Origin of the sequence: Hymenobacter crusticola (genome assembly GCF_002154225.1) — a bacterium.
Taxonomy (GTDB): domain Bacteria; phylum Bacteroidota; class Bacteroidia; order Cytophagales; family Hymenobacteraceae; genus Hymenobacter; species Hymenobacter crusticola.
The window spans coordinates 1-6,011 of record NZ_MTSE01000065.1; the positions used below are offsets into that span (position 1 = coordinate 1).

At 52.9% G+C, this 6,011-nt stretch carries 6 protein-coding genes; 1 reads left to right on the plus strand and 5 read right to left on the minus strand.

Annotated elements, in window-relative coordinates:
• Nucleotides 1–235: 235 nt before the first annotated feature.
• A complete protein-coding gene (locus tag BXP70_RS28515; protein ID WP_086597523.1) occupies nt 236–1,207 on the minus strand; it encodes a coiled-coil domain-containing protein in 972 nt (323 codons plus the stop codon).
• Nucleotides 1,174–1,881: a MobV family relaxase gene (mobV, locus tag BXP70_RS28520; RefSeq protein WP_086597524.1), complete on the minus strand. Its 708-nt coding sequence runs from the start codon at nt 1,879–1,881 to the stop codon at nt 1,174–1,176. The genes BXP70_RS28515 and mobV overlap by 34 nt, the downstream gene beginning before the upstream one ends.
• A gap of 381 nt (nt 1,882–2,262) precedes the next feature.
• On the opposite strand from mobV, the gene BXP70_RS28525 reads away from it, so the two are divergent.
• Nucleotides 2,263–2,985: an SDR family NAD(P)-dependent oxidoreductase gene (locus BXP70_RS28525; RefSeq protein ID WP_086597525.1), complete on the plus strand. Its 723-nt coding sequence runs from the start codon at nt 2,263–2,265 to the stop codon at nt 2,983–2,985.
• A gap of 78 nt (nt 2,986–3,063) precedes the next feature.
• Here BXP70_RS28525 and BXP70_RS28530 read toward each other — a convergent pair whose 3' ends face one another.
• The 3 genes from BXP70_RS28530 to BXP70_RS28540 all read right to left on the minus strand — a co-directional run bounded on the left by BXP70_RS28530 (nt 3,064) and on the right by BXP70_RS28540 (nt 5,762).
• A complete protein-coding gene (locus BXP70_RS28530) occupies nt 3,064–4,284 on the minus strand; it encodes a replication initiation protein (RefSeq protein ID WP_086597526.1) in 1,221 nt (406 codons plus the stop codon).
• Between the two features lie 360 nt (nt 4,285–4,644).
• Nucleotides 4,645–5,007 (minus strand): hypothetical protein, encoded by a 363-nt coding sequence (locus BXP70_RS28535; RefSeq protein ID WP_086597527.1) that lies wholly within the window; start codon nt 5,005–5,007, stop codon nt 4,645–4,647.
• Nucleotides 5,004–5,762, minus strand: coding sequence for a ParA family protein (locus tag BXP70_RS28540; protein ID WP_179197891.1), 759 nt, complete (start codon nt 5,760–5,762; stop codon nt 5,004–5,006). Before BXP70_RS28540 ends, BXP70_RS28535 begins: the two co-directional genes overlap by 4 nt.
• Between the last annotated feature and the right edge of the window lie 249 nt (nt 5,763–6,011).

The window sequence follows — 6,011 nt, forward strand, 5'->3', positions numbered from 1 at the left end:
GAAAGCGACGGAGTTGCTGCTCCAGTGAAGGAGCAAGTGGTTGGGATAAGCGTAAGGTGGGACGCAGCATACAGATAGAATAGCATAGCAGACAGCCTGTTAACCAGCGGGAGCACCCGTGGGTTTTCCGCGCTAGCTAATAGCAAGTACGTCAGCTATACACCCAAGCGTCGGGGCCACCCGTACGCAAGCTGCTTAGGGTAAGGTTTCTGCCCCTCTCAGCATGCGTTCTTACCTACAGGGAGAATCCGTGTCCCTGCTCGGGCTGTTGTTCCCGTGTGCGCTCCCGCTCCAGGGTGCGCAGCGCCGTGTAACGGGCCGTCTGGTTGGCCCTGTCCTCCTCGACCACAATCCCAGGTGTACGCCGCCCCTGCGTGAGCGTTTGACTGATGGCTTCAATTGTGTGCCAGTCGAAGCAATAGCTTACCCGTACTTCCAGCTGGTGATCCGGTAAGCGCTGCACCTGCCACACATTGGCGCCCGCTTGCTCCAGGGCACATGCGAAATAGTGGGCTTGTTCGGTGTCCGCGGCCAGCAAGCGCACGTGCGCGGCGCGGGGGTCTTGGGCCAGCGCGTGTTTGCGGGCCTGCTCCTGCTCGCGCTGGGTGCGTGTGATCGCCTGCTGGAGTTGCTCGGCTAAGGGGTAGCCATTGGGCTGCAGCGAGTCCAACGCAAACAACGCCTGTGATTGCTGCCCCCGTACCAGCACCTGGCCGGTGGCTAGCTCTTGAAGCGCGTAACCATTCTGCTGCAGGGCCGTGTACACCTGCTTCAGCTCGGTCACCGGCCCGCGCAACGTCTGCTCGATCACGGTCGTGGCTTTTTGCCGGCTCTGCTCTTGCGCCCGGGTAGCCCACTGCCGCAGCGCAGGAGAAAGCGCTTCACCTTGGGCCGTGCGCACCACCACTTGCGCGTACAGCTTTTCTTGCTTCTGCAAGGCCGCTATCTTCGCTGCTAGCTCCTGCTTGGTCTGCTCCAACGCCGCGGCGGTCTGCTGCTGGGTTTTCTTACTCGTGGCCAGTTGCTTTTCCAGGATCTTGGCGCGTTCATGCTCTAAGGTGTTCGCGGTGGCCACGGTGGCTACTTCCGCCAGCTTGGCGTTGACTAGTCCCACTTGCCGGGCGAGGTGCTCGTTCATGCGAGCCAGCTCCCGTTCAATGTAGGCCTGCGGGTTCAGGTGCTCGCGCCACTTCTTCTCCCCCAGCACGAAGGGNGTTGCAGGGGAGCGGCTACCTGGGCAAGCTGTTCTTTGGTGGTCTGCTGGGCCCCATAATAGCGCCGCACGTCCTCGTGGAAGGCCGTACTGTATTTGATGCCCCGCTCCATCCCGTGGTGAACCATAGCTTCAGCGTACTCAGTTTGCAGCCGGCGTAGACTGCCCGGGCTGAGCATTTCCCGGCAGGACAGGCGCACGGCCTCCCCTACTGGCTTGCCTTCATGTAACCGTTTTTCGCGGGTGATGGGAACAATGACGGCGTGAATATGCGGGGTGGTTTCGTCCTGGTGCAGAGTGAAGCTCACGACGTTCGGGGTGCCGAACTTGTGCTGTAAGAAGGCCAAGTTATCCTGCATCCACTGTGAGTCGCGCATGTCGGTGGCCTCGCCTTGCGCGTTGCGCTGGAACGCTTCTGGACTGGCCGTCAGTAGGATCTCCACGGCTTTGATGGCATCCCGGCGCAAGTGGGTCAATCCTACCTGTTGAATGCGCTCGTTGGCTAGCTCCCAGTAGTTGCGCCGGGCATGATTGAGTAATTCTTCGTTGCGGCTAAAGCGCCCCGGATCAGCGTTGGGCGTGTCTTGGGTGCGGTAGTTGTGCTGGGTTTTGCTCTTGGCACTGTCGTAGTTTTTGATCTTCCCAATGCGCAGAATCGCGTACGCCATAACACAGATAACAGAGGGCTAATAGGGGAGCGTTAACGAGGCGAAATTCAGTCGTTCGATATAGGCCTATGCGTAGTAAGTTCTACGCATTCTACGCATACCCCCGCTCCTACATAGGCCACCGGGACGCTTGGATCCCGACTGTACCTGTTCAAGTCTCGTGCCCTTTTTTCCTTTAAGTGCTTGCGTACTTCCGCAAGCACTTAAAGGAACTCCCGGTCGTGCGTGCCTAGTGAGAGTCACTCTGGTAAGCGAACTCACCGGTCTTCGTTGTAATTTTCTTCCTACCTGCGTGCATCCCATCAGGGACCTAAACCGTAGCAAGAAACTTTCGGGCGGCTCAGCTAACGTGGCGAGCTGTTCCCTCTATTTATCTACTGTATGAACTATGCCCTTATCACGGGTGCTAACAAAGGCATCGGCTACGAAGTTGCCCACCAATTGCTGCAAGCCGGCTATTTCGTGTTCCTTGGCTGCCGCGACGTAGATAGCGGTCAACAAGCACAACACCACCTGCAAGAGGCTGGCTACGACCAAGTACAAGTCATTACCTTGGACGTAACCAGTGACCAATCCGTACAGCAAGCCGTGGCTACCGTGCGCCAGCGCACCCCGCACTTGGATGCTCTCGTCAACAATGCCGGTATCCCCAGCGCAGACCTAACGCAGCACGCCTCCACGATTGCGCTCGATGACTTTCGCGTTCTGTTCGAGACCAATTACTTTGGGGTGGTACGCACGACGCAAGCGCTACTACCGTTGCTCCGGCTCGCTCCTCAGCCGCGTATTGTGAACGTATCCTCTAGTCTAGGGTCGTTGACGTTGCAAGCGGACCCCTCGTGGGAGTATTACGATATAAAGCCAGTCACCTATTGTACCTCCAAAGCCATGGTCAACGCGTGGACCATCTTTCTCGCTTATGAGTTGCGCGCTACCTCGTTTAAAGTCAATGCAGTTAATCCGGGCCAAACGGCAACTGACTTCACCGGGCATGCCGGTCATTCCCCGGTCCATGCGGCGCAACTAATTGTACAGTACGTCTTACTCCCTCCGGACGGTCCCACCGGCCAGTTCATTAGCGAAGATGGCGTGAGTCCTTGGTAGAAGCGCACGTCGGGCATAGTTTAAAAACAACTGCAATCTATCTACAGCCTAACTTTCCAACTAAGAATTACTTAACTGTCAACGTTTCACTAACCAATCCACACCAGCTCGTTGCTCAATCACGAACCCCTCACTCAAGTACAGACGCTGTAGATGCTCATCAAAGGTTTCCTTCCCAATCATCTTCTTCAGGAAAGGCCCAGGATTGAGATACATCTGCTCTACTTCTGTTAAGGGCATTGCTACCTCTGTTGGCACTACAGGCTTTTCTGGGGCAGAACGAGCAACAGGTTTACTCTGAGCTTCCAGATATTCCGCTAACAAGTATTTATCAACTAGGGCTTTATAAATAGCACCGGCAGGCTTCTTTACCTTACCTAGACGAAGTTGTTTCGTGATGCGAGCCAGCACAAAGTCTACGTATCCAAGTGGGTATTCACCGGCCGCTAATTGTTTGCTGATCTGCTGCACACTGCGCTTGCTCACCCCTGCCTTCAATAATTCCTGATGCCAACCCGGAATTTCAGTTTGCTCAGCTTGCTCAACATTTTCAGTATACTGAGTAAGTTCAGTTTGCTCAGTAGATTCACTTTCCTCATTCTTACCAGATAGCTCTATCAGAAACTTGATCTTCTGCACAATCTGGTTCTGCCGCTCCAATTCAAAGGTGAAGGGCATATCGGTACCTGCTAGTTCGCTTTGAGCTTTGTCAAGTACCCGGGCCTTGAAATTAGAAAACCGTGGATACTCGTTCTCCGCAATGTCGAGCATAAAGCGGAGCTGCTCTAAACTCAGGGTACGTTGACCAAAATCCGCGTACTCTTTCAGCAGCCAATAGATGCGCAGCGCGTAGGGACTCTTTAACTTGCGCAGCTCCGCTAGGGCTGCTGTGGTGAAGTTGCCGCTTTCCCGCAGTTGTAACAGGTACGGCATGATGCTCGGGTTGAACGAGGCCAGTACTCCCCCTTTATCTCCTTGGTACTCCACCGTATCCATCAAGGAGATAAATTTGTAATTGGGTCGTTTGCGCCGGCGGCGTGTTCCCGGTTCTAGCTCTTCGATGTAAAGCGTGAACGAAGTCAATTTCTCACATACTTCTTCCAGTAACTGGTAGGAAGAACCACCACGATCGACAAACCCGATCTCGGAGAAGGGAACAAAGTGCTCCCGAAAACTTGTGTCGTCGAATTCAATACGAGCTAACAGAGCCAAGAACAGCCGCATCTGCAACGGCACAAAGCTAAAGCGCGCATTAATTAAGGCGTTGTGCTGGGTGACGATCTTATCCGGCTTGTTCATCGCAACGTCAATTTTGTAGCAACCTGAAAATTTCAGACGTCATTGTTGTAGCAACCTGACGTCATTGTTGTAGCAACCTGGGGAAGTGAACGTCAATCTTGTAGTAGCGTGACGTCAATCTTGTAGCACCCTCACGTCATAATTGTAGCACCCTCACGTCAATTTTGTAGCAACCTACTCTTGTTACTAACTCATAGTCAAATAGATACGCAGCCTGTAATACTATAAACTTATAATAGAAAACAAGACTAGCTAGTAGCTTTTTTATGAGTAGGTTTTTCAAGTTTACTAGAGAAGGAAGCAAAGATCCTTGATGATATAAAATAGTACAAAATGAATGGCGCTTTTTACTAAAATATACTACTTAGGTGAGAGTTTACGATTGGTTTTCAACAACTTATCAAGCACATGCGGTGGTAGCTCTTTTTGTGCTGACGGTAGTTGGGCCAAGGCAGCTTGCAAGGCTTGCTCGACGAACTCACGGATCTCAAACCCAGGTTCCCAGAACTCGGCCTGCTTCAGTTGCAGGTACGTTCCTAAGCGCGTATACGAACCGAAAGCGACCCACCGGTCTTTATCTAGTACTGGTTCCGCTACTGAAGGTGCTGGTACTTCGGGTGGAACAGCAGCGTTTAGGCTAGGGAACATGAGCTGGTCAGGCGTAGGCGTGCTGGGCTGACTGAGCGTAGATTCTCCAAAGCGCTTTTTCGCGGGACGGTTCATAGTCGGGCAAGGATTTCGGTGGTGAGTTGATCGTAGTCATGCGCGCCGTGGCTGGTCGGCGCATACTCGTAGAGATTCTGTTTTTCAATTTGGGCCTCGGAGAGCTTCCCGTTCTGGCGAATGCTCGTGGTCATCAGCAGAGGTCTAAGCACGGGGTTCTCCTGCATGGTGGCCACCACGTCATGGTGCAGCGTCAACCGGTAGCTAGGAGAATACCGCGTAAGAAACAACCCTTTGACCTTAAGACGCGGGTTGAAGTTTTTACTCATCACTTTACACGCCTCCAGTAATGTATTTAGCCCTTCAAAACCGTAGTACTCAGGTTGGACCGGAATGAAGACGGCTTCGGAAGCAACAAGGGCCGCGTAGGTGAGGCTGGTGAGCGCCGGAGGCGTATCGATAAGCACGTAGTCGAATAGCCCGTCTACTTCCTCCAGAGCATCCCGGAGAAAGAATTGATAGGCTGGCTGCTGACCTAGAATCTTCTCCATTTGCGTGAGCTCTAACGCGGAGCCTACGAGTCCCTGTTTATCGCCGACCTGCGTGATTACCTGCTTTAGTGTCTGATCCCCACGAATGACGTGGCCTAAGTGGTTAGGCACCGCTGTGGGGAAGCTCATAGTCAGATTGTGTTGGGGATCGCAGTCCAAGAACAGCACCCGGTGGCCTCGCTGGGCAAGTTGTTGACCGACATTGAGCGTGCTAGTGGTCTTGCCTACACCACCCTTATGGTTGGCAAAAGTGAGAATGCGCATGGTGGTAGCCAGTGGTTAGTTGGCCAAACATACTGAATAGGTTTGATCTACTCAATATGTGCGACTTTCAGAGTACACTCAATATACTTAGTATATTGAGTGTACTGAGTATGCTAATGCTGATAAAGTTCCGTTAACTGCGGTACACTGCTTGTTTGTCTTGTTTGTTGTATATGAGAGCCTGTGCAAGCAAGGATGAACTATAACGTACTGTAGCGGAGCGTTTGCAGAAAGTTATAAGTCATAAGT

What these genes read in the sequence shown, in the direction of transcription:
- BXP70_RS28525 (WP_086597525.1), top strand. Translation starts at nt 2,263, where the DNA reads ATGAACTATGCCCTTATCACGGGTGCTAACAAAGGCATCGGCTACGAA.
- BXP70_RS28530 (WP_086597526.1), bottom strand. Translation starts at nt 4,284, where the DNA reads ATGAACAAGCCGGATAAGATCGTCACCCAGCACAACGCCTTAATTAAT.
- BXP70_RS28535 (WP_086597527.1), bottom strand. Translation starts at nt 5,007, where the DNA reads ATGAACCGTCCCGCGAAAAAGCGCTTTGGAGAATCTACGCTCAGTCAG.
- BXP70_RS28540 (WP_179197891.1), bottom strand. Translation starts at nt 5,762, where the DNA reads ATGCGCATTCTCACTTTTGCCAACCATAAGGGTGGTGTAGGCAAGACC.